The 25,964-nt window shown below is 69.5% G+C and carries 26 protein-coding genes and 1 tRNA gene; 15 read left to right on the top strand and 12 right to left on the bottom strand.

Translation table 11 applies throughout. The annotated features are described in order from the left end of the window. Positions 1 to 36 precede the first annotated feature (36 nt). A complete protein-coding gene (locus OQF71_RS07265; protein WP_280586782.1) occupies positions 37 to 1,074 on the top strand; it encodes an FAD-dependent oxidoreductase in 1,038 nt (345 codons plus the stop codon). Positions 1,075 to 1,170: 96 nt separating this feature from the next. On the opposite strand, the gene OQF71_RS07260 is transcribed toward OQF71_RS07265, so the two are convergent. Further along, complete coding sequence (locus OQF71_RS07260; protein WP_280586778.1) at positions 1,171 to 1,449, bottom strand: hypothetical protein; 279 nt, start codon at positions 1,447 to 1,449, stop codon at positions 1,171 to 1,173. Between the two features lie 240 nt (positions 1,450 to 1,689). On the opposite strand from OQF71_RS07260, the gene OQF71_RS07255 reads away from it, so the two are divergent. The 4 genes from OQF71_RS07255 (at position 1,690) to OQF71_RS07240 (ending at position 4,511) form a co-directional block, all read left to right on the top strand. After that, on the top strand, positions 1,690 to 2,094 hold the full coding sequence (locus OQF71_RS07255) for an abortive infection protein (protein WP_280586777.1): 405 nt from the start codon (positions 1,690 to 1,692) through the stop codon (positions 2,092 to 2,094). Positions 2,095 to 2,210: 116 nt separating this feature from the next. Next, positions 2,211 to 3,131 (top strand): DNA adenine methylase, encoded by a 921-nt coding sequence (locus OQF71_RS07250; RefSeq protein ID WP_280586776.1) that lies wholly within the window; start codon positions 2,211 to 2,213, stop codon positions 3,129 to 3,131. Positions 3,132 to 3,216: 85 nt separating this feature from the next. Further along, positions 3,217 to 3,666 carry a universal stress protein gene (locus OQF71_RS07245; RefSeq protein ID WP_280586775.1) on the top strand — a complete coding sequence of 150 codons (450 nt, stop codon included), beginning with the start codon at positions 3,217 to 3,219 and terminating at the stop codon, positions 3,664 to 3,666. Further along, positions 3,666 to 4,511, top strand: coding sequence for a DUF63 family protein (locus OQF71_RS07240; protein ID WP_280586774.1), 846 nt, complete (start codon positions 3,666 to 3,668; stop codon positions 4,509 to 4,511). The genes OQF71_RS07245 and OQF71_RS07240 overlap by 1 nt, the downstream gene beginning before the upstream one ends. A 17-nt stretch (positions 4,512 to 4,528) precedes the next feature. Here the strand turns inward: OQF71_RS07240 and OQF71_RS07235 are convergent, their stop codons facing one another. The 5 genes from OQF71_RS07235 to OQF71_RS07215 form a co-directional block, all read right to left on the bottom strand. Further along, a complete protein-coding gene (locus OQF71_RS07235) occupies positions 4,529 to 5,011 on the bottom strand; it encodes a DUF456 family protein (RefSeq protein WP_280586772.1) in 483 nt (160 codons plus the stop codon). A gap of 566 nt (positions 5,012 to 5,577) precedes the next feature. Continuing rightward, the gene (locus OQF71_RS07230) at positions 5,578 to 6,159 is read right to left on the bottom strand and encodes a DUF2150 family protein (RefSeq protein WP_280586770.1); all 582 of its coding nucleotides are present in this window, start codon (positions 6,157 to 6,159) and stop codon (positions 5,578 to 5,580) included. Between the two features lie 181 nt (positions 6,160 to 6,340). After that, complete coding sequence (locus OQF71_RS07225) at positions 6,341 to 7,519, bottom strand: SDR family oxidoreductase (RefSeq protein WP_280586769.1); 1,179 nt, start codon at positions 7,517 to 7,519, stop codon at positions 6,341 to 6,343. Further along, positions 7,516 to 8,376 carry a TatD family hydrolase gene (locus tag OQF71_RS07220; RefSeq protein WP_280586768.1) on the bottom strand — a complete coding sequence of 287 codons (861 nt, stop codon included), beginning with the start codon at positions 8,374 to 8,376 and terminating at the stop codon, positions 7,516 to 7,518. Before OQF71_RS07220 ends, OQF71_RS07225 begins: the two co-directional genes overlap by 4 nt. A 373-nt stretch (positions 8,377 to 8,749) precedes the next feature. Continuing rightward, positions 8,750 to 10,105, bottom strand: coding sequence for a RimK/LysX family protein (locus OQF71_RS07215; RefSeq protein ID WP_280586767.1), 1,356 nt, complete (start codon positions 10,103 to 10,105; stop codon positions 8,750 to 8,752). Positions 10,106 to 10,236: 131 nt separating this feature from the next. On the opposite strand from OQF71_RS07215, the gene OQF71_RS07210 reads away from it, so the two are divergent. Then, positions 10,237 to 11,274 (top strand): succinylglutamate desuccinylase/aspartoacylase family protein, encoded by a 1,038-nt coding sequence (locus tag OQF71_RS07210; RefSeq protein WP_280586766.1) that lies wholly within the window; start codon positions 10,237 to 10,239, stop codon positions 11,272 to 11,274. A gap of 165 nt (positions 11,275 to 11,439) precedes the next feature. On the opposite strand, the gene OQF71_RS07205 is transcribed toward OQF71_RS07210, so the two are convergent. Further along, positions 11,440 to 12,036, bottom strand: coding sequence for a DNA-3-methyladenine glycosylase 2 family protein (locus OQF71_RS07205; protein ID WP_280586764.1), 597 nt, complete (start codon positions 12,034 to 12,036; stop codon positions 11,440 to 11,442). Between the two features lie 150 nt (positions 12,037 to 12,186). On the opposite strand from OQF71_RS07205, the gene OQF71_RS07200 reads away from it, so the two are divergent. Then, positions 12,187 to 14,184 (top strand): 3-hydroxyacyl-CoA dehydrogenase/enoyl-CoA hydratase family protein, encoded by a 1,998-nt coding sequence (locus OQF71_RS07200; RefSeq protein ID WP_280586763.1) that lies wholly within the window; start codon positions 12,187 to 12,189, stop codon positions 14,182 to 14,184. A gap of 35 nt (positions 14,185 to 14,219) precedes the next feature. Here OQF71_RS07200 and OQF71_RS07195 read toward each other — a convergent pair whose 3' ends face one another. Further along, a complete protein-coding gene (locus OQF71_RS07195) occupies positions 14,220 to 14,432 on the bottom strand; it encodes a hypothetical protein (RefSeq protein ID WP_280586762.1) in 213 nt (70 codons plus the stop codon). 84 nt (positions 14,433 to 14,516) lie between these two features. After that, a complete protein-coding gene (gene asd, locus OQF71_RS07190) occupies positions 14,517 to 15,563 on the bottom strand; it encodes an aspartate-semialdehyde dehydrogenase (RefSeq protein WP_280586761.1) in 1,047 nt (348 codons plus the stop codon). Between the two features lie 255 nt (positions 15,564 to 15,818). Here asd and OQF71_RS07185 point away from each other — a divergent pair, with 255 nt between their 5' ends. Next, the gene (locus tag OQF71_RS07185) at positions 15,819 to 17,498 is read left to right on the top strand and encodes a Na+/H+ antiporter NhaC family protein (protein ID WP_280586760.1); all 1,680 of its coding nucleotides are present in this window, start codon (positions 15,819 to 15,821) and stop codon (positions 17,496 to 17,498) included. A 267-nt stretch (positions 17,499 to 17,765) separates the two neighbouring features. Here OQF71_RS07185 and OQF71_RS07180 read toward each other — a convergent pair whose 3' ends face one another. Then, a complete protein-coding gene (locus OQF71_RS07180) occupies positions 17,766 to 18,803 on the bottom strand; it encodes a hypothetical protein (protein WP_280586781.1) in 1,038 nt (345 codons plus the stop codon). Positions 18,804 to 19,006: 203 nt separating this feature from the next. Here OQF71_RS07180 and OQF71_RS07175 point away from each other — a divergent pair, with 203 nt between their 5' ends. Further along, positions 19,007 to 19,741, top strand: coding sequence for an MBL fold metallo-hydrolase (locus tag OQF71_RS07175; protein ID WP_280586757.1), 735 nt, complete (start codon positions 19,007 to 19,009; stop codon positions 19,739 to 19,741). Positions 19,742 to 19,777: 36 nt separating this feature from the next. Here the strand turns inward: OQF71_RS07175 and OQF71_RS07170 are convergent. Continuing rightward, positions 19,778 to 19,850 (bottom strand) — tRNA-His (locus OQF71_RS07170). A 169-nt stretch (positions 19,851 to 20,019) separates the two neighbouring features. Between OQF71_RS07170 and OQF71_RS07165 the strand changes: the two genes are divergently transcribed. From OQF71_RS07165 to OQF71_RS07140, 6 genes are all read left to right on the top strand, one after another. Further along, a complete protein-coding gene (locus OQF71_RS07165; RefSeq protein WP_280586756.1) occupies positions 20,020 to 20,475 on the top strand; it encodes a DUF5814 domain-containing protein in 456 nt (151 codons plus the stop codon). Between the two features lie 575 nt (positions 20,476 to 21,050). Next, a complete protein-coding gene (locus OQF71_RS07160; protein WP_309243340.1) occupies positions 21,051 to 21,944 on the top strand; it encodes a COX15/CtaA family protein in 894 nt (297 codons plus the stop codon). 135 nt (positions 21,945 to 22,079) lie between these two features. Next, entirely contained in the window at positions 22,080 to 22,877 is a 798-nt protein-coding gene (locus OQF71_RS07155) for a basic amino acid ABC transporter substrate-binding protein (RefSeq protein WP_280586755.1), read from the top strand. Position 22,878: 1 nt separating this feature from the next. After that, positions 22,879 to 23,718, top strand: a complete 840-nt coding sequence (locus OQF71_RS07150; RefSeq protein WP_280586753.1) for an amino acid ABC transporter permease — start codon at positions 22,879 to 22,881, stop codon at positions 23,716 to 23,718. After that, on the top strand, positions 23,715 to 24,461 hold the full coding sequence (locus OQF71_RS07145; RefSeq protein ID WP_280586752.1) for an amino acid ABC transporter ATP-binding protein: 747 nt from the start codon (positions 23,715 to 23,717) through the stop codon (positions 24,459 to 24,461). The genes OQF71_RS07150 and OQF71_RS07145 overlap by 4 nt, the downstream gene beginning before the upstream one ends. Further along, positions 24,461 to 25,387 carry an amino acid ABC transporter permease gene (locus OQF71_RS07140; RefSeq protein WP_280586751.1) on the top strand — a complete coding sequence of 309 codons (927 nt, stop codon included), beginning with the start codon at positions 24,461 to 24,463 and terminating at the stop codon, positions 25,385 to 25,387. The genes OQF71_RS07145 and OQF71_RS07140 overlap by 1 nt, the downstream gene beginning before the upstream one ends. A 24-nt stretch (positions 25,388 to 25,411) precedes the next feature. On the opposite strand, the gene OQF71_RS07135 is transcribed toward OQF71_RS07140, so the two are convergent. Beyond that, positions 25,412 to 25,964: zinc-binding dehydrogenase (locus OQF71_RS07135; protein ID WP_280586746.1), on the bottom strand; the 553-nt coding region annotated here is incomplete at its 5' end.

Below are 25,964 nucleotides of genomic sequence, written 5' to 3'. Positions count from 1 at the left end.
GCATACGAGCTCCGCCTTAGTCTCGTGTGCTCGGAGATGTGTATTAGAGTCAGCGCCGGGGCGGGCGCCGGCGCGGCGGCCGCGGCGTTCGTCGTCAACGAGGCGGCGCCCGACGCGGACGTGACCGTGTTGGAGAAGTCCGGCGGGCTCTGCGGCCGCGCGGCGACTCGTCGCCGCGACGACCTGACGTACGACTACGGCGCGAACTATCTAAAATCCGACGACGAGCGCGTCGCCGAGCTGATCACCGAGACCCTCGACGACGAGGGGCTCGTCGAGGTCACGGAACCGGTGTACACCTTCGACGCGGACGGCGAGGTCTCGCCCGGCCGCGACGACGACGAGCACAAGTGGAGTTATCGGCGGGGGCTCACCCAGATCGCCAAGCGGCTCTTCGGCCCGACCGACGCGACGGTTCACCGCCGGACGCGCGTCGAGACCGTCAGGCGGGTCGGGGAGCGCTGGGAGCTCGACGACGCTGACGGCGAGACGTGGGGGCCCTTCGACGTCCTCCTCATGAACCCGCCGGCGCCGCAGACCGCCGAGCTCCTCCGCGGCGCCGAGTGGGAGTCACCGGTCCGCGAGTCGGTCGTCGACGCCGTGGGCGACGTGGCGTACCGGTCGGTGTGGTCCGCGGTGCTTCACTACCCCTTCGCGGTCGACGTGCCCTACTACGGGCTCATCAACACCGACAAGGAGCACCCCGTGGGCTGGATCTCGCGCGAGGAGTGCAAGGCGGGGCACGTCCCGGACGGCGAGACGCTGCTCGTCGTGCAGGCGAGCCCCGGGTGGTCCGCCGAGCGCTACGACGACGACCCGGCCGCGAACGTCGCCGACCTCGCGGCGCATACCGCCTCGATCATGGAGGACGACCGGCTGGCCGACCCGACGTGGACCGACCACCAGGGGTGGCGCTACGCGCTCCCCGAGGGCGGCGTCGCCCAAGGCCCGATAGACTCCGCTCGGCGGGAGGACCTGTACCTGCTCGGCGACTGGGTCGCCGGCGAGGGACGGATCCACGCCGCCATCGCGAACGGCCTCGACGCGGGCGAGCGCGTCGTCTACGGGCTGTAGCGGCGCCGGGCGACGAGGGAGCCGAGCGGAGAGAAAAGACGTCGCAGTTCGGTTCGATGCGTCTGAGCCGATCGCGCGCAGCGCGGACCGATCGGCTTAGCTCCGAGTGAAGCGGTACTCCACCGTGCCGAGTCCGGGGAGGCTGAGCTTGCGAACGGTTCCGCGGTCGAGGTGGCGGGCGAGCGAGCGGCCCAGGGCGACGAGGGCGACGCCTCCAGCGAGCAGGCCCGCGGAGGCGAGCGGGTAGGAGACCGCTACCAGCGGGAGCATGATCAGCGCCAGGAACGCGAGCGAGACGACGAGACCCCCGTTGGGCGGACTGTCGGATCCGGCCATCACCGCTCGGGCCGTGTATCCGTCGTTCATCGGTTGCATATCTGTCCGTACGTCGCCCGGGAGTAAAAACCTTTCATATCACGTATATGTTCTGAGTATTGCTACCGCGACTCACCCGTTCAGATCGTCTCAAACGATTGTTAATGGAGTGTAACGAGTACCATGTTACTCGTTCGTACACTTCTCGGTAAATTGGAACGTTTCGTCGTCGGGGTCGGGTCGGTGGGGGCGATCCCGCCGGATCGGAGGATTTCTCCCGCCCGGTCCCCGCGGTCCGGTATGGTCTCCCCGACGGCCTCACGATCGCGCTCGAACGCCTCCTTCTGGGCGACGGTCGCGGTGGCGGCGCTGTACCTGCCGACGTCGATCGCGGCCCGCGCGTTCGTCGAGCCGGAGTACGCGGCGGCCGTCGCGTGGCTCCCCCGCTCGGTCGGCGAGGTTTCGGGCACGCCAGTCGGGACGGTTCTCGCGGCGGCGCTGTGGCTCCCGGTCGCGGGCGGCTTCCTCTACGCGTTCGCGACCGAGCTGGCGACGATGCGGAGCCGGACCGCGTGGTCGCCGCCGGACAAGGGGTATCTCATCCTCGCGGGCGGTTCGCTGCTGGCGCATCCGCTTACGGGGCTCCCGGTCGTGTTCCTCGTGATCGCCGGCTACACGCTACACCGGACCCTGCGGGTGCGGTAGGCCGCGGGGCTCGCCGACGGGACGGTCCGGAGGGTCGCGGACCTCCCCGACGGCCAGTCGGCCGACGACTGAGCCCGAGACGTTTATACGCCGCCGCGGGGGAGTCCCGACATCCCATGGCGGAGCCGATTCTGAAGTGGGCCGGCGGCAAGCGCCAGCTGCTCGACGAGCTGTACGCTCGGTTCCCGATCTCGTACGGCCGCTATCACGAGCCGTTCGTCGGCGGCGGCGCGCTCTTCTTCGATCTGGAGCCCGCGGACGCGACGATCAACGACGCGAACCCGCGGCTGATCAACTTCTACGAGCGGGTGCGCGACGAGCCCGAAGCGCTGATCGAGCGGTTGGAAGCGTTCGACGATCCGGGGACCGCTCCGGACCCGTCGCTCCCGTACCACGAGGAGACGGCCCGCGGCCGAACGGTGAAGAGCTACTACTACCAGCAGCGCGCGCGGTTCAACAAGCGCCCCTACGAGGGCGAGGTCGACCCCGTCGAGGAGGCCGCACTCCTGTTGTACCTCAACCGGACCTGCTACAACGGCCTCTACCGCGAGAACGCGGACGGCGGATTCAACGTCCCCGTGGGTCGGTACGCGAACCCGGACTGGGTCCAGCGCGACCGGATCCGCCGCGCGAGCGACGTGCTCGCGAGGGCGACGATCCGCAACGACGACTTCGGATACGTCCTCGACGCCGCCGAGTCCGGCGACCTCGTCTACTTCGACCCGCCGTACGAGCCGATGAGCGCGACCGCGAGCTTCAACGAGTACAGCGCCGAGGGGTTCGATCGTGAGGACCAGCGCCGGCTGCTCGACGTCGCGAGCGAGCTGGACGACGCCGGCGTCCGGGTCGTGTTGAGCAACAGCGGTGTGATGTACGCGCCGTACGAAGACGCGGGGTTCCACGTCGATATCGAGGGTGCGACCCGAGCGATCAACAGCGACGCGGACGGCCGAGACGCGGTCGACGAGATCGTCGCGACGAACGTCCCCCCGGACGAGCGACGGACGGCGGGGCAACGCGAGCTTTCCGGCTTCTGAGCGACGGTTCGCGGAGCCGACCGAGCGCGTTCGTCGTCGACCGCATTGGGCGGGCTTTTTGAACTCCCCCGACGAGGACTCGTACATGACCGATCTCGACATCGACCTCGTCCTCGTTCCCGTCGACGGGAGCGAGGAGTCCCACGAGGCGGTCGACTACGCGATCACGGTCGCCGCCGAGTACGGCGCGAGCGTCCACGCCCTCTACGTGTTAGACGAGGACGTGGTCCGCGCCATCGACCACGGCGTGGTCGACGAGAGCGACGTCGCCGACGACACCGAGGCGTTCACGGACTCCGTCGCGCGGCGCGCGGAGGCCGCCGGAGTGGGCCACAGCAACTCCGTCGCGGCCGGCTTCTCGACGTCGGTGAAGACGGTCCACCCCGGCAGCGTCGTGCTCGACACGGCCGAGGGACTGGACTCCGACTTCATCGTGGTGCCGCGCGAGCCCGTCACGGGCGACCCGGGCGAGGTGCTCGGGAAGGCCGCCGAGTACGTCCTCCTCTACGCGAGCCAGCCGGTCCTGTCGGTGTGATGGCCGGCACCGTCCCGTTTCTCGGAGTCGTCCCGTTACTCGGCGCCGTCCCGTTCCTCCCCGCGGGCACGACGCTCCCGCCGGCGCCGTACCTCGTCACCGTCCTGCTCGCGGCCGGCGCGGTCGGCGTCGCGCTCCGCCGGCGCCCCCCGCGAGTCACCGGGCGCCACGTGCTCGCGCTCGCCCCGTGGATCGCGCTCGGCTCCGCGGCCCACGTGCTGTACGTCGTCGATGCGCTCCCGCCCGCGCTCGCGCCGCTCGCCGGCTCGCCGACCGTCTACCTCACGGTGGGGACGCTCGCGGGCGCGGCGTGGCTCGCTGCCGCCCCGTCGGAGCGCGTCCCGACGCTTCTCGCCGCCGCGGGCGCGCTCCTACTCGCCCCGATCGTCGCGATCGCCATCGGGACCGGTGTTTCACCGGTCGGCGCCCGGTGGTCGATCGTCGCGCTCGCGGGCACCGTCCCGATCGCCGCCGCCGTCTGGGTCGGCCTGACGCGACTGCGTCCCGAGACCGCGGTCACCGGCTCGGTGGGCGCGCTCGCGGTGTTCGGCCACGCGCTCGACGGCGTCTCGACCGCGGTGGGGACGACGCAGCTCGGCTTCGGCGAGCGCACGCCCGTCTCCCGGATCCTCTTGGAGCTCGGCGGGATCCCGTCGGTCCCGGTGCTCGGCGAGGGGTGGGTGTTCCTGCTGGTGAAGCTCGCGGTGGCGAGCCTCGTCGTGTGGTTGTTCGCGGCGTACGTCCGAGAGACCCCCGCCGAGGGCTACCTCCTGCTGGGGTTCGTCGCCGCCGTCGGGCTCGGCCCGGCCGCGCACAACCTCCTGCTGTTCGCGATCGCGGGGTGACGGCCATCTCGCCGGAGTCACAGCACGGCGAGCGTGAATCCGACGGCGACGCTAGCCAGCATGACCGCTTGGATGACCGAGCTGGCGAGGGCACCGATCACCGCGTAGGCCGCTCGCCGGGCGGCGACGCGCGGCTCGTCGGCGTTCTCGGAGACCGTCACGAGAAAGACGGTTCCACCCAACCCAACGACGAAACCGATCGGACCCATCACGAACACCAACGGAACGCCCACCGCCGTCCCGATACCGAGCGTCCGTGTCGACGCGCCACCGAGTTTCCCGGTGAGTACTCCCGACAGCAGTTCCGCCGCGGAGGCCAGAAGCGAGACGAGAACGAGCGCGAAGAGAACGAGGAGGCTCGGCTCGGTGAAGCCGGTGGTAGACGCGTATCCGACGACGGTCAGGGCCGCGAGGACGCCGCTCGGCGCGAACGGGACGAACGAACTGGCCGTCCAGACGACGAGCAGCGCGGTCGCGACTTCGGCCGCGGGGAATGCCATACCGCACTCACGTCGCGCGAGTTCAAAACGGTTCATCTCGGACGCGTCCGCCGCCGGACGCCGCGGCCGTTCGGCGGCCCGACGGCCCGTCGGCACTGTGCGAAACGGTCCTGTTGAAATGGTTTTTTTCAGACAGAACACGAGATGACGCCGCCGGTCGCTGAGGAGTACCGATATCTCGGCCAGATATATAACGGCTGAAAATGACTGACGCACGTGGAGCCGTCATTTCGTCGTGACACGCTCATCTTCCTGAGTTGTTCTGCAGCGGGTGTCATCGTGGTCGGCGTTCTCGGGGCAGTTGCGTTCGGACACACGCCTTCCGCGTTTCTTCGCAGCTCGTTCACTGACCCTACGTGGCTGTTCACTTGCGTGCTACTGACAGCCATCTGGTTTCGGATGTATCCGCAGTTTCAATGAACGCAGTGTAGGCGAACGAGCTAACTCACCGCTGCTCCGCTACTACTTGGCCTGTACCAGTCGCGATCGGGCAAGAGGTATCATCGACTAACTGGTGCAACAGAGCTCGCGAAACAGGAGAGACGAAACCCGAACAGACCGCCGCTTCAGTCCTCTTCCTCGACGACTTCCGGGTCCTCGATCGCGGACTGCAGCGAGTCGAGTCCGTTGACCCACTCGGAGACGAGCCCGTACTCTAGGTCCTCGACGACGTCGATATCAAGTAGCTCGCCGTCGATGACTCGCGTTCCGGCCTGCACCACGTAGCCGAGCGCGGCGTCGAGGTCGTCCTCGGCCTCTGCCTCGGCGGCCGCGCGCACGAACTCGGACACGTCGCCCTCGACGACGCCGCCGACGACGTACTCCTCGGCCGCGTAAAAGACCGGGACGAGCGAGGTCTGGACGCCGTCGATCAACATCACCTTGTCCTCGTCCTCGAAGTCGACGTCGGCGAGGACGATGTCGCGGATGTCGTGGATCTCCTCGACCGCGCGGTCCTCACCGATTCGATCGTCGTCGAGCGCCGCGAGCACCTTCGCGACGGCGATCGCCGCGTCGTCTTGGAGGTTCAACAGGAGCCGTGCCGAGTCCTCGTTCTCGGGGTCGAGGTCCTCCTCTTCCAAGCGATCGAGCCAGTTCTGCCAGCGGTCGTCGGTATAGAACGCTTCGACGGCGTCGTCGTCGGTCATGTGCGATACGTCGCCCGGACTACTCAAAGGCCTTTCCTATCGATCGTCCCGAGAGAGGGCGTCTCACCCGGTCGAAGACGGGAATCGAGGAGGGGCGAGCCAGTCCCGCGTTCGGGTCTCATTCCGGCCGCATTCACTCCCGCGAGACGCCACGCGAGACGGGGCGCTCGGGACGCTCCCGTCACGCCATCGGGTCGTCGCCGACGGACGGGTTTTCGCGGGCGAACGCTGCGATCCGGTCGACGTAGGACTCGAAGGGCGGGACGGAGATACCGGTCCCGGCCAGCGCGTCTCTCGTGTTCGAGCAGCGGTAACTGGTCGGGTGGTCGAAGTAGTCGATCGTCGCCGGCTCCACGGCGACCCCCGCGGTCGAGAGCAGGCGGGCCGCGGCCTTCGCCGCCCGCTTCGTGGTCGGGACGGAGACCGTCCTGCGGCCGGCGGCGTCGCCCAGTGCCGCGACGAACGCCGGGACCGTCAGCGGGTCCGGGTCGCAGAGCTGGAACGTCTCGCCGACCGTGTCCGGTCGCCCGCTCAGCTCCGCGATGGCGTCAACGACGTAGTCGCGCGGCACGACGTTCAGTTCGGCCTCGGCGGCGCCGGGGACGGTGAACGCGAACGCGAGCCGTTTCGGCTGCGCAAGCAGGAGCCGGAGCAGGTTGTACGGCCCGTCGAGCTTGTCGGTCTCGCCGGTCTCGCTGTCGCCGACCGCGATCGCCGGTCGGTAGATCGTCGCCGGGAGTCCGTCGGCCGTCCGCTCCCGCACCGCGACCTCCGCCCGGTACTTCGACGCCTCGTAGTGGTTGTTGAACGACTGTCCCTCCCGCAGGTGGTCGGCGGTGAAGACGCCGTCGTACCGGCCGCTGACGTAGCAGGTGCTCACGTAGTGGAGGCGGTCGACCCCAATCCGCTCGCACGCGTCGAGGACGTGTTCGGTCCCGCGGACGTTCACGGCCTCGGCGAGGTCGGCGTCGACGCGCAGGTCGTAGACGGCGGCGAGGTGGTACACCTCGTCGACGCCGGCCAACAGATCCGGATCGTCGAGCGCCGAACCGAGCCCCAAATCCGGTTCCGTGATGTCGCCCTCGTAGAGGTGAATCGCCGCTTCGTCTGCGGAATCACTCTCGATCGCCGGGACGATCTCCCGGGCGCGCTGTTCGGCCAGATCGCGGTACTGCGGCTGGATCAGGCAGGCGATCGGGCCGTCGCCGCGATCGAGGATCTCCCGGAGGAGCGCCGAGCCGAGGAACCCCGGAAACCCCGTGAAGAGGACCGCTGGCGGCGCGGAGCCGTCTGCGGCGCCGTCGGCGAGATCGGCCGCGGAACCGTCGGCGGGGTCGTCCGCCGAGGCGGTGTCGCTCACGACATCGAACCCTCCAGCGTCGCCTCGGTGTCGATCCCGTACACCGCCTCGGGCGTCCCAACGTGCGCGCGCCGGACCGCCTCGTCGTACCCCTCCTCTAGCATCCAGCGGACGCGGCGCGGGACGGTCTTCGGGCCGAGCACCATTCCCGGCTTCTCCGGGTCGTCGACGAAGTCGGTCTCCATCAGGAAGGGTTCGCCCGACTCGGCGGCGCGTTCGAGCCGATCCTTCTCGCTCATCACGCTCGGGGTCGGCCCGGCGAGCCGTCCCTCGGCGTAGTGTTTGACGACGTTCGTCGGGTCGAGCCCGGACTCCTCGGCGACCGCGGCCAGATCGGTGAGGTCCTCGCTCGCCTCGGTGTGCAGCTGGACGGCGCAGTCGAGCGCGGCGCCGAGCTCGAACGCGCGCCGGGTGACCGCGTTCGAGGCGTCCCAGACCGCGTCGCTCACCTCGTAGTGCGGACGGCCGGACTTCAGCGCGAGGGCCCGGTCGTCGTCGACGAACTCGCTCGCGACCTCTAGGCCGCCCTGCATCAGGTCGCGGGCGTCCGGGGGCGAGAAGTCCCGCTCGTCGACGAGCCGGCTTATCAGCCCGGGATGGACGCCGAGGACGGGCCACGCGCGTCCCGGGAGCACCTCGTTCGCGGCCGCGACCGCGTCGAGCGTCTCCTCGAAGACGGGCCGGAACTCCGCCGGCTCGTCGGGCTCGACGCCGAGGTGCCACGAGGGCTTGTTCACCACGAGCAGGTGGGTGCCGCCGAGTCGGACGAAGTCCTCGACGGCGTCGGTTCCGCGTCCGTGACGCGGGTCGAGGTGGAGATGGTTGTCGAGCACCGGCGTGCCGAGATCGTCGGTCATACCGGTGAGACGGGGCGGGTGGCGGTTATAAACAACGGCCGTAGGGTCGGGTTCGTTTATAAAACGCCGACCGTGGATCGCCGGTGAACGGCTCTGAAGCCCTCGGCCGCCCGGTTATCAGTACCCAGTTGCTCCGCGGGGAACACTCGCAGAGCTCTCAGCCGCGAGGCGCTGGAGTCGCTGGCAGCCGGCGGCGAAGCCGGCGGCTGCTCCTAGACTCCCGCCCCGACAGCACCGCACGGCACCTCACACCTCCCCAGCCTCGCCGCTCGCTGCGCTCGCGGCGTCCCTCGCGCGCGCTTCTCGGCCGCCGATGGCGGCCTCGAAGGCGCGCGCCACGGCGGCTGTTTTCAAACAGTCGACGACGGGTCGGCTACTCCTCTTCTTCCAGGATCTCGCCGCTCTCGCCCTGTTCGGCCTCGTCGGTGTCGGCGCGCCGCCGAACGTCGACCCGGTAGTCGGTGAGGATGTCGCGGCCGAGGAGGAGGGGGTACTCCATATGCTCGCGGTCCTCGACGCTGGCGGTGACGGTGTGCTGGTTCCCGCCGATGCCGATCACGAGGTCGACGACGGGGCGGGCCTTCCCGCCCTTCATGCTGCCCGACTTCACGCGCGTCATGCTCTTGATCGGGCCGGCGCCGATCTCGGCGGCCAGCTGGGTGTCGATGCTCGTCCGGGTCGCGCCCGTGTCCGACTTCGCGAGCGCCTGCGTGGAGCCGGAGGTGCCGGTGACGACGACCTCCTCGATGTAGCCGATGTCGGGCTGTTCGGTCGGGCTCGGCTTCGGGGCGGGCGCGCAGGAGGGCCGCGAGTCGTCGAGGGTGGCGGCGACGCGATCCACGTCGTCGTCGTCCACCTCGCCGCCGACCGTCTCGATCGCGAGCCGCGCGATGTACGGCGCCGGGCTCGTGCCCGTCGCCTCGTAGAGCCCCTTGAACCCGGCCGTCGGGTTCACTTCGAGGACGTACCAGCCGTCGTACCCCTCGACGAGGTCGACGCCGGCGTAGTCGAGGTCCATCACGTCGGCCGCGTACAGCGCGGTCTCGGCGGCCTCATTTGGCATGTCGTCGGTCGCGTCCTCGACCGCGCCGCCGAGCGCGACGTTGGTGCGCCAGTCGCCCTCGGGCGCGTAGCGGTACATCGAGCCGACGATCTCGTCGCCGACGATGTACACGCGCAGGTCGCGGTGCTTCTCGTCGTCGCGGTCGATGAGCCGCTGGAGGAACGCCTGTCGGTTGCCGACCTTCGGGTTCACGCGCTCGGTGAGGTCGACCTTCCACGTGCCGCCGCCGTGGGTGCCGATCGCGGTCTTGTAGACGCCGACCTCGCCGAAGCGCTCGCGCCCCTCGTTGAGCCGGTCGTTCGAGAGCGCGAGCAGCGCGTCGGGCACGCGGATGTTCCAGTCCGCGAGCGTCGCCGCCGTCGCGAACTTGTGGATCGACGCGAGCACCGCGTTCGGCTCGTTTAACATCGGCCTGATGCGCTCGAACGTCGCCGCCAGCCCGAGCAGCTCGGCGGGCTGGTCGGTGTTCGAGAGCAGCAGCCGGTTCGCGATGATGTCGACCGGCGGCTCCACCGAGACGTCGCCGTCGTCGACGCTTATCGCGGCGTTCTCCTCGCGGAGCCACACGGGCTCGTGGCCGAGATCCTCGACCGCGTTGCAGATCGCCTTCGTTTCCTTGCTGTTGTGCAGCGACAGCACTCCCACCCGGACCGGGTCCGAACTCATGGCCGCACGTGCGGGCGCCCACCTAAAAGGTCGCCCGATCGCTGCCGCGCTCCGGACCGCCGATAGCGGTTCGGGGCGCGGTCGATCCGCGGGTCGTCATATATATACCCCCCGCCGTGCTCCGGTCTGACATGAGCGACGATCGGGTGTTCACGTACAACGGCGGCGCGGTGCCGCCGGGTGAGACGCAGAACATCCGCTACGGGATCAGCGAGACCTACCTCGGCGATCCCGTCCGGATCCCCGTGACGATCGTCAACGGCGAGCGCGACGGCCCGACGGTGTTCCTCACGGCGGCCGCCCACGGCGACGAGCTCAACGGGATCGAGGTGGTGCGCGAGGTCGCCCACGAGTGGGACCTCGACGACCTCGCCGGCACCCTCGTCTGTCTCCCGGTGCTCAACGTTCCCGGGTTCATCGCGCAGCAGCGCTACCTCCCGGTGTACGACCGGGACCTCAACCGCTCGTTCCCCGGCGAGCCCGGCTCGACGAGTTCGAAGCGGATGGCGAACCAGATATACGCCAACTTCATCGAGCCCTGCGATTTCGGGCTCGACTTCCACACCTCCACCCGGGGCCGGACGAACATGCTCCACGTCCGCGGCGACATGACCGACGCCGGCGTCCACCGCCTCGCGATGGCGTTCGGCTCGAAGGTCATCATCGACAGCGACGGCCCGAGCGGCACCCTCCGCGGCGAGGCGACCGCCGACGGTATTCCCACGATCACGATCGAGATGGGCGAAGCCCACCGGTTCCAACGCCCGCTCATCGACGACGCGCTGGAGGGCGTGCGCTCCGTCTTCGCCGAGTACGAGCTGCTCGAAAGCGACGCGGTGCGCTGGCCCGGCTGGCGGACGATCATCGCCGGGGCTGGCGAGAAGACGTGGCTCCGCGCCGACTCCGGCGGCATCGTCGACACCCACTTCGAGAGCGGGTCGCTCGTCCGCGAGGGCGACCGGATCGCGACGATCACCAACCCGTTCAAGGAGGACGCGGTCGCCGTCGAGGCCCCCTTCACGGGGCTCCTTATCGGACTCCTCGAAAACCCCGTCGTCTATCCCGGAAACCCCCTCTGTCACCTCGTCGAGATCGACGAGGCGGTCCGGCGCGCGATCGAGACGGGCGACGAGCCGACCCCGGTCGGACAGCCGAGCGCGGCGAACTGAAGCGACTCCAGCGCCCCGCGGTCGGGGGCTTTGCGAGTGTTCTCCGCGGAGCAGTTGGGTACTCATAACCGGGCGGCCGAGGTTTTGCTAACCGTCGCCCCCGATCTGCGGTCAGTGACCGAGACACAGACGACTGAATCCCCGCCCCGCACATCGGTCGAACGCTTACGACTCGTACTCGGCCCAGACGTACCGCGTCCCGTAGCTCCGGTAGGGACGCCACGCCTCGGCGATGTCGCGCATCTCCCCCCGCGACAGCTCCGCCCCGTCGTTGTAGGTCCGCTCGATCCCCTTCCGTACAGCGAGGTCGCCGAGCGGGAGCACGTCCTCGCGTCCGAGCGCGAAGATCAGGTACATCCGCGCGGTCCACTCGCCGACACCGCGGATCCCGGTGAGCGCGTCGACGACCGCCTCGTCGCTCGCCCCCGCCAGCCCCTCGCGGGTCAGGTCGGCGTCGCCGTCGCGGAACGCCCCGGCCGCCTCGCGCAGGTACTCCACCTTCGTCCCGCTGAGCCCGGCCTCTCGTAGGGCCGCCTCGTCGGCCGCGAGTACGCGGTCCGGCGTCGGGTCGCCGCCGACGGCGTCCACGAAGCGCTCGTGGATGGCCGCCGCGGAGGCGGTCGAGAGCTGCTGGTTCACGATCGAGGTGCAGAGGCGCGCGAACTCGTCGGCCGCGGGCTCGACCGCGAGCCGACCGTGTCGATCGATCAGCGCCGCCATCGTCGGGTCCTCCCGCAGCGTCGCGGCGACTCGGTCGTTCATCGCTTCAGGCTTCGCCCCGGGGCCACACGACGGTTTCGGTCGCGACGGTGACCGCGGCTCCCGCCCCGGCTTCGGATCTTATAAACTTACCGCGAGTTTCTCGTTTGGAAGATGGAAACGTTCAACCATGACGGTTCCGACCGTTGCCGTATGCAACTCGAAGACGTCCAGCACGTAACGGTCCTCGGCGCCGGCAACATGGGCCACGGCATCGCGGAGGTCGCCGCTCTCGCCGGCTACGACGTGGCGCTGCGGGACATCGAGGAGGAGTTCGTCCAAGACGGCTACGACCAGATCGAGTGGTCGATCGGCAAGCTCGCCGAGAAGGACCGCATCGGCGACGACGAGGCCGAGGCGGCGCTGGACCGCGTCCGGACCTTCGTCGACCTCGAAGACTCGCTGGCCGACGCCGACGTGGTGGTCGAGGTCGTCCCGGAGAAGATGACGATCAAGAAGGACGTGTACGACGAGGTCGTCGAGCACGCGCCCGAGGAGGCCGTTTTCGTCACCAACACCTCCAGCCTCTCCATCACCGAGCTCTCCGAGGTGACCGACCGCCCCGAGCGCTTCTGCGGGATGCACTTCTTCAACCCACCGGTGCGCATGGACCTCGTCGAGGTCATCTCCGGGAAGCACACCTCAGAGGACACCCTCGAACTGATCGAGGGGCTCGCGGAGTCGATGGGGAAGACCCCGGTGCGCGTTCGGAAGGACAGCCCCGGCTTCATCGTCAACCGAATCCTCGTCCCGCTGATGAACGAGGCGGCGTGGATCGTCGAGTCCGGCGACGCGACGATGGAGGCGGTCGACTCCACGACGAAGTTCGACATGGGGCTCCCGATGGGCTCGTTCGAGCTCGCCGATCAGGTCGGCATCGACGTGGGGTACCACGTGCTCGATTACATGCACGAGGTGCTCGGCGAGGCGTACCGGCCCTGCCCGCTGCTGGTCGAGAAGGTCGAGGCCGAGCAGCTCGGCAAGAAGACCGGTTCCGGCTTCTACGACTACGAGGACGGGGACGGCGCGCAGATCCCCTCGGACGCGATCGACGCGGACGTCCGCCGGCGCCTGCTCGCCGTGATGGCCAACGAGGTCGCCGGCCTGATCGGGAACGACGTCGCCGACGCGCCCGCGATCGACCGCGCCGTGATGCTCGGCGCCGGCTTCCCCGACGGGCCCGCGAAGCTCGCCGACAACGAGGGGCTCGCCGACCTCGTCGACGTCCTCGACGCGCTCTCCGAGGAGACGGGTGAGGCGCGCTACGAGGCCACCGACTACCTCCGGGAGGCCGCCGAAGCGGGCGGCTTCCACGGCGGAGACGGCGCCGAGGCCGGTGACGGCGAGGACGGCGGCGACGCGCTCGCCGCTTACGACACCCTCAACGTCGCCGTCGAGGAGCGCGTCGGACACGTCGAGATCGACCGTCCCCACCGCATGAACACGATAAGCGGCGAGCTGCTCGACGAGCTCGCCGACGCGATCGACCGGCTCGACGAGCACGAGAACGTGCGGGCGATCCTGCTCTCCGGCGCGGGCGACCGCGCCTTCTCCGCCGGCGCCGACGTCCAGAGCATGGCCGCCGGCGGCGCGGACCCGATCACCGCCGTCGAGCTCTCGCGGCAGGGCCAGCAGACGTTCGGGGAGCTGGAGGACTCCGACAAGCCCGTGGTCGCCGCCATCGACGGCTACTGCCTCGGCGGCGGCATGGAGCTCGCGACCGCGGCGGACATGCGGATCGCCTCCGACCGCTCGGAGCTCGGGCAGCCAGAGCACGATCTCGGCCTGCTCCCGGGCTGGGGCGGCACGCAGCGGCTCGCCCGGATCGTCGGCGAGGGGCGCGCGAAGGAGATCATCTTCACCGCCGATCGCTACGAGGCCGAGACGCTGGCGGAGTACGGCTTCGTCAACGAGGTCGTCCCCGGCGACGAGCTCGCCGAGCGCGGCCGCGAGTTGGCCGAGTCGCTCGCCGCCGGCCCGCCGATAGCGCAGAAGTACACGAAGCGCGCGATGCACGCCGGCCGCACCGACGGCGAGGCCGGCCTCGAAGTGGAGGCGATGGGCTTCGGCCACGTGATGAACACTGACGACCTCATGGAGGGCGTCACGGCGTTCATGGGCGACGGCGAGCCCGAGTTCGAAGGGAAGTAAGGCCGGCGCGGGACGCGAGACGCTTCGATCGTCGGTTACAGGGGCGCGTCGGCCGCCGCGGCCACCCGTCTCCCGACGCTGGCAACGAGGTAGGTTACGGCGACGCCGAACAGCGCGACGCCGACGGCGTCGGAGACGCCGGGCAGTGCCGGCTCGACGGATCCGGGACGCGTCGTCGCTCCGGACCGCGAGATCAGGAGGACGGCGGCGCCCCTGCGGAGGGACTGTTTCCGGGCCGGCTCTGACATGGCGTCGGGAGCGGAACGCGGAGAGAAAAATACGTACCGGTCGCGGTTCGGTCCGATCGGACGGGGCCGCCCCGTCCCGTCGCCTCAGACGTACCCTTCCTCGACGAGCAGCTCGCCGTTCAACAGCGAGGCGCCCGCCGCGCCGCGGATCGTGTTGTGCGCGAGGCAGTTGTACTTCGCGCCGGTGTCGGTCGCCTGCACGCCGCCGGCGACGATACCCATCCCGTCCGCGTACGTGCGGTCGAGGCGGGGCTGCGGGCGCTCCGGCTCGTCCTCGCCGAACACCTTGATCAGCTGGTCCGGCGAGCTCGGGAGCGAGCCGACGCCCTCGAACGAGCGCATCGCCTCGCGGAGCTCCGCGGGCGAGGGGTCCTCGGCGAACTCGGCGAAGACGTTCTCCAAGTGGCCGTCGAGGGTGGGAATCCGGTTACAGGAGGCGGCGACGTCGGCGTCGTGGAGGTGGACCTCCGCGCCGTCGAACTCGCCGAGGAGCTTCCGGGACTCCGTCTCCATCTTCTCCTCTTCGCCGCCGATGTGCGGGATCGCGTTGTCGATGATCTCCATCGAGGTGACGCCGGAGTACCCCGCGCCGGAGACCGCCTGCAGCGTGGAGACGCGGACGCTCTCCAGGCCGAACCGATCGATCGCCGCGAGGGTGGGCACCATCGTGATCGTCGAGCAGTTCGGGTTCTTCACGAGGGCGCCGTCCCAGCTCCGCTCGTCGCGCTGGACCTCGATGAGATCGAGGTGACCGGGGTTGATCTCGGGGATCGTGAGGGGCACGTCCGCCGCCATGCGGTCGTTCGAGGAGTTCGAGGAGACGACGTATCCCGCTTCCAGGAACGCCGGCTCGACCTCGGCGGCGACCCCCGAAGGGAGCGACGAGAACAGCAGGTCCACGTCGGCGTCCGCGATCCCCGCGGGCGTCGTCTCCGCGACCTCCATCTCGGCGACGCTTGCCGGGATAGGCGTGTTCACGCGCCACTTTGCGGCCTCCCGGTACGTCTTCCCGACGCTCTCCGCGCTCGCGGTGACGGCCGCGAGGTCGAACGTCGGGTGGTCGCCGAGCAACTGGATGAACCGCTGACCCACGGCGCCGGTGGCACCGAGGATGCCGACTCGTACAGACATTGCGCGTGGGTCTGTCACAGGGACGTAAGTGCGTTCGGATACGCGCCCGTTCCGCCGGTCACGTCGGCGACAGCCGCCCTGACGGTGGTCTACTCGATCTCCGATCCACCGATAAAAATCCGAACGAGAGCGACGACCGATCGCCGTTTTAGTCTCTACCATGCGATCGGTCCCCAAATACGGCTGAGGGTCGCCGAACCGACAGATATCTGCCCCGGAGAGGTATTAAATACTCCCGCACGAGTGGAGGTGATTATGACCGACTTCGGAGCGCTGTCCGTCGCCCCGCCGCTGCTCGCGATCGTCCTCGCGGTGATCACTCGAAAGGCGGTGCTGTCGCTGTTCCTCGGCATCTGGTCGGGGGCCGTCATCGTCACCGGCGGACTCGGGATCGTCCAGACGTTCGAGTGGATCGTCGCGGCGGTCTCCGACGAGTTCCAAGCGACCATCCTCGTGTTCACCCTGCTTCTCGGCTCCGGCGTCGCCATGGTGTGGAACCTCGGCGGCACCGCCGCGATCCGCGACTGGGCGCTCGAGCGCCTCGACAACCAGCGACAGGCCGGGCTCGTCGCGTGGGGGCTCGGGATCGTCCTCTTCTTCGACGACTACGCGAACACCGCCATCGTCGGCTCCGCGATGAAGGACGTCTCCGACCGGCTCCGGATCTCCCGCGAGAAGCTCTCGTACATCGTCGACTCGACGGCGGCGCCGGTGGCGACGCTGGGGATCTCCTCGTGGGTCGCGTTCCAGCTCTCGCTCATCGCCGAGGGGTACGAGTCCGCGGGCGTCGCCGCCGCGAACCGCCCGGGCACCTTCGAGGTGTTCGTCTCCTCGATCCCGTTCAACATGTATGCGATCCTCGCGATCGTGATGGTCATCCTGATCGTCGGCACCGGGCGGGACTACGGCGAGATGCTGACCGCGGAGAACCGGTCGTGGACCTCCGGGCGGGTGACGCGCGACGGGGCCGTGCCGATGCAGGACGTCGCCGGCGAGCTCGGCGAGCCGCCGGCGTCGACCCCGCGGCTCGTCAACTTCTTCGTCCCCGTGGCGGTGCTCGTCGGCGTGACGGTCGGGACCGCGCTGTGGTCCGGCGACTTCTCGCCGGTCGGCTTCGGCGGCGACCTCTTCGCCGGGGAGCTCGGCCCGGCCGGCCAGCGGCTGTGGGACGCCGCGCTCAACGCCTCGTACGAGGTGGCGCTCATGATCGGCTCGTTCGCGATGGTCGCCAGCGGGTTCGTCCTCGGACGGGCCTACGACATCTTCGGGGTCGGCGACGCGACCGAGTACACGATCGACGGGTTCGGGATCATGCTCACCGCGGCCTCCATCCTCGTGCTCGCGTGGGGGATCGGCGAGGCGATCGACGCGCTCGGCACCGGCGCCTACGTCGCGAACGCCGCGGTGGGCTCCGTCTCGGCCGCTCTCCTGCCGGCTCTCGTGTTCGTCGTCGCCGGCCTCATCGCCTTTTCGACCGGCACCTCGTGGGGGACGATGGGGATCGTCACCCCGATCGCGATCCCGATCGCGTGGGAGGTCAGCGGCGGCGGCGCGGCGGGTCACACCCTCGTGGCGGCGATGGTCGGCGTGATCTTCTCGGGCGCCATCTTCGGCGACCACAGCTCGCCGATCTCCGACACCACCGTCCTCTCGGCGACGTTCACCGGCGCCGACCTGATCGACCACGTCCGCACGCAGATCTACTACGCGGTCACCGTCGCCGCCGTGGTCGTGCTCCTCCTCGTCGTCTGGGGGCTCACCCGGGTGACGCCGCTCGCGCTGCTCCCGCTCGGCGCCCTGCTGCTCGCCGGGCTCGTCTACCTCCTCTCGGAGTTCGACGCCTCTCGCCGCGGGATCGACCCGGTGTCGGTCTCGGAGCGGCAGGACGACGACGGCGACGCCGTGATCGTCGCCGGCGCCGAGCAGGACGACTGAGGTCGCCGGTCCGGCCGCTTATATACGCCCGCCGGCTACCCTCGGACGCGCGCCCTCAGTCCCCGCCCGAGTACTCCCCGATGGGAGCGATGACAGCGCGGAGAACCCAGGCGCGTCACATCCGGTCGCTGACGCGACCCGCCCGTCGCCGCGCAGGCGACCGCCCGCCACGAGGGTTTCCCGGTCGACGCGGCACGCCGCCGGAGATGAGACCGGTCGTTAGTGTTGCGGGCGACATTTCCCCGACCCGAGAGCCGCCGCGCTCGGCTACTCTGAGTTCTCCGATTCCCCCGACCCCCCCGAATCCCGCAACACCAACGGGCCGATCGCGAGCGTCCGCTTCGCGAGCGTGAGGATCCGGAGGACGTAGGCGACGAACAGCGCGAACGGGAGCTGCGTGACGGCGAACGCGCCACCGACCGCGAGCGTGAGGTGGCCGACTCCGAGCGTGCGGCCCGGGAACGTCCCGACGTCGACGACGGCGACCATGGCGCCCGCGACGAGCAACGCCGGGACCGCCGCGTACAAAATCAGCCGCGAGAGGTCGATCAGCGCCCACTGGAAGTACAGCGTCTTCACGTGCTCCCGCGCCGGGGCGAACAGCGACAGCGACTCCCGGAGCTCGGTGAGGAGCGCGCGCTCCCGGTCGGTGAGTCGGTCCCCGTGTTCGTCCGTGAGCCGCTCGATTCGGGCGATCTTCCGCCCGTAGTCGAAGTTCAGTGCCGCGAAGACGACGTCGAACGACCCGAACCGCGCGCCCTCGATCTGGCCGCGAACGTCCTCGGCGTTCTCGACGACGCTCCCGGCGAGGTCGCCGATACCGCTCCGTAGGGCGGCCGCTCCGTCAGATTCCTCCTGTCCCGCGTCGGCGTCGGTCCGCGAGTGCACCGACTCGCGAACCGAGCGCGCTCGTCCCGACGCGGCGCCGAGGATCGCGCCGAGGAACCCGGCCGGATCCGTGGGAGCCGGAGCGTCGGTCAACGCCGCGATGGTGTCCCTGACGTCCATCGAGCCGGCCATGCGCTCGTGCTGGTCGCCGAGCGGGCCGTTCTCCTGCGTGAGCACGAGCTGCCCGATCGTGACGACGAGTGTCGCTCCCGTGACGATGGCCGTGATCATCGCGGAAAACAGGGTCTCGATCGGGTCGCTCGCCCCGGCTTTCGCCGGGAGCGACGGCGAGAGTCCGGTGCCGACCGCGACGAACGCGACGAAGACGACGACCGTCAGGACCCCGGCGACGACGAGCCGGTTCGCCCGCAACAGCAGCCAGATCTTCAGTCGGCTCTCGCCGGCCCGCCCTCGCATGGTCTCCGCGGTGTCCGTGTCATCGACGTCCGAGGCGGGCTCGACCGCGACGGCGTCGGTTTCGGTCGCGTCCGGCCCCGATCGGTCGTCGTCCGTCATTTACGCGACACACGACGCTCGACCGACAGATAAGTACACGGGGCGATACCCGACGAGGCGCGCGGCGCAAGTCACAACCCCACGCCCGACGAAGCGGTCGGCACATGTCGACGCACGTCGGCCCCAGCGTCACCCTCGTTCGCAACGCCACCCTTCTCGCGACCGTCGGCGACACGACGTTCCTCGTCGATCCGCTGTTCGCGTCGCGGGGCGCGTTGCCGCCGATCGACGACACGCCGAACGACCGCGCCAACCCGCTCGTCCCGATGCCCGACGTCGACCTGTCGCACGACGCCGTGATCGTCACGCACCGCCACCCAGACCACTTCGACGACACGGCGAAGTCCGAGCTCGATGCGGACATCCCGCTGTTCTGTCAGCCCGCCCAAGCCGACGCGTTCGTCGAGGACGGGTTCACCGACGTGCGGCCCGTCGAGGACGCGGCGACGTTCGAGGGGATCACCCTCCACCGGACCCCGGGCCGTCACGGCCACGGGGAGCTGGCCGAGAAGATGAGGCCCGTCTCCGGGTTCGTCCTCAAGGGCGAGGCGACGCTGTACCTCGCCGGCGACACGGTCTGGTACGAGCCCGTCGCGGAGACGCTGAACCGGTTCGAGCCCGACGCGGTCGTGCTCAACGGCGGCGCGGCGCGGTTCAATCAGGGGGAGCCGATCACGATGGGCGTCGACGACGTCGGCGCCGTCCGCGAGGCCACCGACGCCGCGATCGCCGTGGTCCACATGGAGGCGATAAACCACTGTCTGCTCTCTCGGGAGGAGCTGCGGTCAGAGACGGAGGGCGTGCTGGTTCCGGAGGACGGGGAAGAGATCGGATTCTAGTCTGGTGCGTGTGCGGAAAGCGACGTTTCGAAGGAGGTCCGGGTGCGAGAATCGAACCCGCGTCTCAGCCTCCACAAGGCTGAAGGATAGTCCACTACCCTAACCCGGACACGCGTCGATATCTATCCCGCTTTGATAAATAACCGTTACGACTCCCGGACGGGCGTGTGACGGGGTGCCGTCCGTCGACCGACTCGGGCGCCGGGAGGCGGTCGACGCGCGGGCGACGCCGACGACCACGTCGCTTTTACTGCCAGCCGGCGTATCTCGGGGTAACCGTGGCGTTCACCGACAAGATCTACGTGAAGAACCACCGGCAGCTCGCCTCTCAGCTGGAGACGAACGTCCCGAAGGGCGCGTTCGCCGGCGCGACCCTCGACATGCTGTTCACCGGTGACGGCCTCTCGAAGCTCGACTCCACGACCCAGGACCGCATCCTCGACTTCGCCGAGGACTTCCTCGACTGCGACTGTCAGGCGAACCCCTACTGCGGCTGTCCCGAGGAGAAGTTCATGCGGTACGTGTTGGAGCTCCGCGCCGAGGGGCTCGGTCCGCAGGCGATCGTGGACGTGATGACAGACGATTACATGGTGTACGCGTACACCGGCGACGTGCTCTCGTTCCTCGATGACGCGGTTCGGAACCTGGAGGCCGTCGAGACCCTCGCGGACGTCGAGGGCAACGAGGAGATGTCCGAGCGAGCGCGACGGGCGAAGCGGGAATTGTCGGGATAAGACGCTTATTCGTACCGCGGTTCCGTTGGTGTCGTCGGTTAGTTATACCCCGTCGCTGGCGACTGCGCGATGTACGGCTACAGGGTCCCAGCCGCTCGCTTATAAGTGAGTGATCGCGGATCGACGGTGACCACTTCCAAAGCCCCAGCCGCTCGCTTATAAGTGAGTGATCGCGGATCGACGGTGACCACTCCCAAAGCCCCAGCCGCGACGACTCGGGGGCCTCGTTGCGCTCCTCGCTCGTTCGCTCCGCTCACTCGCTGCGGTGCTTACTTCGGCCGCCTTCGTCGTCGCGACTGCCCCTTTGAGTCCCACCCCACACCGCTCCGCACCGCACCTCACACCTCCCCAGCCTCGCGGTTCGCGCTCTTCGAGCGCTCACCGCGTCCCTCGCACGGTCGTTCGCGGGCCTTCGGCCCGCTCACGGCGTGCGCCACCGCACAGCACCGCGCCGTTCATTTATAAGCAGTCGGCGCTGTCGGGCGGTCGCGACACCCGTCCTCTTCGTTCGGTCTCGTTCCCGTCCGCGTGGAGCGTCCGAACGGTCTAAGTGCACTCGCGACCGAACTCGGGTAATGAGTCTTCGGCCCGCGTGGCTGACCTTCAGGCGATACGCGGCGGCGACGACGGGGATGACGCTGACGCTGTTCGCGCTCGGTGTCTACACCGCGGCGACCGGCTCCGGACTGGCGTGCGAGGCCCAGTGGCCGCTCTGCTCCGACCAGCTCATCCCCGCGATGACGATCAACCCGGACTTCATCGAGTGGTTCCACCGGGCGTGGGCGATGGTCACCGGGTTCCTCATCATCGGGACCGCCGGCTGGACGTGGCTCGGAAGCTTCGACCGACGGACGCGGCTCGCGGCGACGCTCGCGGTGCTGATCCTGCCGCTGCAGATCACCGTCGGCGCGATCACCGTCACCGTCGGCGGGCTCGTCCCCGGCGGCTACACCGTCTCGACGCACGCGGCCCACCTGATCGTCGCGCTGACGATCTTCACGCTGCTCGGGCTGGCGACCATCTGGGGCGGCGGTCGCGGATCGACCCGGCTCCTCCGGACTGCCGCGACCGTCGGCCTCGCCGGAATCGTCGCCAGCGCGGTCTTCTCGCGGGCGGTTCCGTTCGTCACGTACTCGCCGGGCGCGCAGGCCGGCTTCTACGCGACCGGACTCGCGGGGCACCTCGGACTCGTCGCGACGGTCGCGTTCGCCACCGAGGCGGTCCGCTCGGGCTACGCGGGCGTGAGCCGCTCCGCGGCTCGGAGAGTCCGCTTGCTCGCCGCCGGCGCGATGGCCGCGCTCGTCGCGACGCTCCTGCTCGGCCGCGACTTGGTGTTGTACACCGCGGTTTGGGAGCAGGTCAACCTCGTCGCGCTGGGCGTCGGCGCCGCGCTCGCCGCCGGCGCGGCGTGGGTCGCCCGCGGCGCCGACGACGCCGGGACCACGACGGAGCCGATCGGCGGCGACTGAGCGCGACCGACGGTTGGGGCTCGCGGCGACCGGCTCGGTCAGCCCCCGGACCGACGGGCAGAATTCGAATCAGGGCGGACGAGCGGATCCGTTCGCGGAGGAAAGGTTGAAATCAGTTCCCGTTCTCCCACCGATATGCCATACCGCACGGAAACCGACGTGAGCCGTCGGACGTACCTGAAGCTGACCGGTGGCGCGACTGCCGTCGGGCTCTCCGGAATCGCCGGCTGCCTCGGCGACGACAGCACAACGATCACGCCCGGCACCGCGCCCGGGTTCCCGCCGTTCGAGATGCGCGAGGACGGCGAGCTCGTCGGCTTCGACGTCGACCTGCTGGAGGCCGTCGTCGACGAGACAGAGTACGAGCTCGGCGAGTGGGCGACCTTCGAGTTCGACTCGCTCATTCCGGCGCTCACCCAGAACGAGGAGATCGACGTGATCGCGGCCGCGATGACGATCACCGCGGACCGCCGTGAGACCATCGCCTTCTCCGATCCCTACTGGGAGTCCGACCAGGCCATCCTCGTGCGCGAGGGCGGCGACTTCCAGCCGTCCGCGTGGGAGGACTTCGACGGCGCCCGTGTGGGCGCGCAGTCGGGGACGACCGGCGCCGACCAGGTGCAGTCGAACCTCGTCGACCCCGGAGTCATCGCCGAGGACGACTACTCCTCGTACGACAGCTACGTGTTCGCCGTCGAAGACCTCGAGAACGAGAACGTCGACGCCGTCGTCATCGACAACCCGGTCGCCGAGACGTTCGCGGCCAACCGGAACGTGACGATCGCGTTCATCGAGGAGACCGGCGAGGAGTTCGGCTTCGGCCTCCGGCAGGGCGAGTCGGAGTTCCAGTCGGCGCTCAACGACGGCCTCGCGACCGTCCGGGAAGACGGCACGTACGAGGAGATAACCAACACCTGGTTCGGGCAGGAGTAGGATGTCGGCCGCGGGGACCCTCGCGCTCGCGGCGGTCGAGAGCTTCGGCGCCACGGGGCCGTCGCTTCCGGCCGGCCCGCTTCTCGCCGCGACAGCCGAGTCGGTCGGGGCCGGTCCCGCATTCATCGGCGAAGGCCCCGCGTTCATCGGCGAGGGCGCCGACTGGGAGTTCGTCTTCCGCAACGCCGACTACCTCGGCGTCGGCGCCCTGCTGACGATCGGACTCACGGTCGCGTCGATCCTCCTCGGCTTTCTCGTCGGCTTCCCGGCCGGAGCCGTCGAGGTGTACGGCGACGGGTACCTCAAGCGGGCCGTCAACGTCGCGGGGATCGTCCTTCGGGGGACGCCCATCGTCGTCATCCTCATCGTGATGTACTTCGTCGTCGGCGTCCCGCAGATCAACCTCGGCGTCGTTTCGATCTCGTCGGCGATGACCGCCGGAATCCTGGGGCTCGGCCTCCGAAGCGCCGCCTACCAGTCGCAGATCTTCCGGGCGACGCTGTCGAGCGTCGACGCCGGGCAGCTGGAGGCGGGCCGATCGATCGGGCTGTCTCGGTTCGAGGCGGTTCGGTACGTCGTCGTCCCGCAGGCGCTGCGCCGGTCGATTCCGGGGTTCCAAAACGAGTTCACGATCGTGTTGAAAGACACCAGCATCGTCTTCGCGATCGGGCTCGCGGAGCTGCTCACCCGAGGGTACGACCTGTTCTCGGAGCAGACGACCGCGGTGCTCGAAGTCATCCTCTTCATCAGTGCAATCTACTTCGTCCTCACGTTCACGACGAACCGCGCGCTCGATTACCTCGGTCGCCACTACGCGATTCCGGAGGGCGAGTCGGCGTGAGTGACGGCGACTTCCTCCGCGTGACCGACGTCTCGAAGTGGTACGGCGACGAGCGGGTGCTCCACGACGTCTCCTTCGAGATGGATCGGGGCGACGTGACCGTCCTCATCGGCCCGTCAGGCTCCGGAAAGTCGACGATGCTGCGCTGCGTCAACCGGCTCGCCGAGGCGCAGGAGGGGTCGATCCGGCTCGACGGCGAGGAGGTGCTCTCGCCCGACCTCGACGTCGACGAACTCCGCCGCGAGGTCGGCATGGTGTTTCAGGGGTTCAACCTGTTCGCGCACCTGACCGCGGTCGGCAACGTCGCGCTCGGCCCCCGGCGCGTGCTTGGCCTCTCGGAGGCCGACGCCCGCGAGCGCGCTGAAGAGCAGCTCGACCGCGTCGGGCTCGCCGATCAGCTCGACTCCTACCCCGCGGAGCTGTCCGGCGGCCAACAGCAGCGCGTCGGCATCGCCCGCGCGCTGGCGATGGAGCCGAAGCTGATGTTATTCGACGAGCCGACGAGCGCGCTGGACCCCGAGCTCATCGGCGAGGTGTTGGAGGCGATGCACGGGCTCGTCGACGAGGGGATGACGATGCTCGTCGTCACGCACGAGATGAGCTTCGCCCGCGAGGTCGCCGACGAGGTCGTGTTTCTCGACGAGGGGCACGTGGTCGAGCGCGGCCCGCCGGACCAGCTGTTCGAACGACCGGAGAAGGAACGGACCGGCCGCTTCCTCGAACGGATCGCGAGTCACGACTGATGGCGAGCGCGACGAGACCCGCGACGGTCCGGGAACGCGTGGCCGCCTCCGACCGCTCGATCGGCCGGCTCCTCCTCGTCGCCGCCGGCGCGCTGTTCTGGGGCTGGCTCCTCGTCAGTTGGGTCAACCGGTGGCTCGGCGGCGTCCTCGTCCCGATCGGCGAGCCGCTCGTGTCGGCGGCGGCGGTCGAGGCGACGCTCGCTGCGCTCCCCGGGCTCGCGGCGTACGCGGCCGACGCCGCGTTCGTCGTGGAGCTCACGCCCCAACTCGCGCGCGGGACGTGGCTCACCGTCGTTATCACCGCCGTGAGTCTCGTCGTCGGCTTCGTCATCGCCGTCCCGCTGGCCGTGGCCCGCGTGTACGGTCGGTTCTCCGCGTGGCTCTCGCTCGCGTACACCGAGCTGTTGCGCGGGACGCCCCTGCTGGCGCAGCTGTTCGTGCTCTACTACGGTCTCAACCTCGCGAGCTACGTCCCCGGCGCGCTCTCGGGCGTGTTCGCGCGGGGCGTGGTGTGGGTGGCGATCCTCGGGTTCACGCTCAACGGAGCCGCCTACCAGGCGGAGTACATCCGCGGCGCCTTGGAGAGCGTCGAGGAGGGACAGATCACCGCCGGGCGCGCGATCGGTCTCTCGAAGCTGGAGACGATCTACCACGTCGTGCTCCCGCAGGGGCTCCGCTACGCGATCCCCTCGTGGACCAACGAGTTCGTCTACCTGATCAAGTACTCGTCGCTGGCGGCGTTCATCACGGTCCCGGAGCTGTACTACCGGGCGGACCAGGTCGCCTCCGAGACGTTCCGGTACACGCTCATCTTCGTCGTGACCGGCGTGACGTACCTCGCCTTAGTCCTCACCGCCTCGAAGCTGATGGGGCGCGTCGAGGAGGCGGTCGCGATTCCCGGGTTGGGCGTCGAGCGGGAGGAGTGAGTCGCGGCCTCCGGCGAACTCGGACTACCTCTCGAACTCGGTGACGACCTCGACGCCGCGCACGTCGTACTCGCCCAGCGCGGCGAGCCGGTCCGAGACCGCCGAGAGCCCGACCTCGTCGCTCACGAGCGCGCCGGGGTCGACGTCGGTCGCCTCGACGAGCGCGAACAGGTCGTCGTAGCTCGTCGGCGGCATCCCGCGCGAGCCGAGGAACGACACCTCCCAGCGCGTCATCCAGTCGGTCGGGAGCGACACCTCGCCGCGCTCGGCCTCGGTCGTCAGTCCCACCTGCACGTGGGCGCCGCGGGGGCGCACGGAGCGGACCGAGTTCCGGCAGGTCTCGGCGATCCCGAGGGCGTCGACGGAGACGTCGGCGCCGCCGCCCGTGAGGTCCCTGACGCGCTCAGCCACGCCGTTCTCGCCCGCGCCGCTATCGGACTCGACCTCGGTCGGGTTCACGAGATCGTCGGCGCCGAGATCGCTCGCGAGCGAGAGCGCGTCGTCGTCGACGTCGACGGCGACGACCCGGGCGCCGAGCGCGTCGCCGAGCTGGACCGCGGGGCGCCCGCCCCCCCCC

It is taken from the genome of Halorubrum sp. Boch-26, assembly GCF_029889805.1.
Taxonomy (GTDB): domain Archaea; phylum Halobacteriota; class Halobacteria; order Halobacteriales; family Haloferacaceae; genus Halorubrum.
This window is presented reverse-complemented; position numbering and strand designations above follow the sequence as displayed.